We start from the raw sequence: 304 nt of genomic DNA, 5'->3' as shown, positions 1-304 counted from the left end.
GAGCAGTCGCGTGCGGCTTTCCTGGAGGTTTCGCCGACTGGCAAGATGCCGGCCCTTCGCGACGACGCGCGGAACCGCACAGTGCTGGAATCGACCATCGTCATCGAGTATCTCGCCGCCTATTACCCCGGGCCGATCGAGCTCATCCCCGCCGACACCGATCTTGCCATCCAAGTCCGCCAGGCCGACCGCTTCTACGACTTCTACGTGCAGGAGCCGATGCAGAAAATCGTCGGCGACAGGCTGCGGCCGCGGGACCAGACCGATCCGTTCGGGGTCGAGCAGGCGCGGGCGCAGCTTCGCA

The 304-nt window shown here is 65.8% G+C and carries 1 protein-coding gene; it reads left to right on the top strand.

Annotated features, from left to right (window positions below):
* The coding region (locus EN874_RS33020; protein WP_135884739.1) for a glutathione S-transferase family protein at positions 1-304 on the top strand (304 nt) is incomplete at both ends.

Origin of the sequence: Mesorhizobium sp. M1D.F.Ca.ET.231.01.1.1, from assembly GCF_003999155.2 — a bacterium.
Classification (GTDB): Bacteria; Pseudomonadota; Alphaproteobacteria; order Rhizobiales; family Rhizobiaceae; genus Mesorhizobium.
This window is presented reverse-complemented; position numbering and strand designations above follow the sequence as displayed.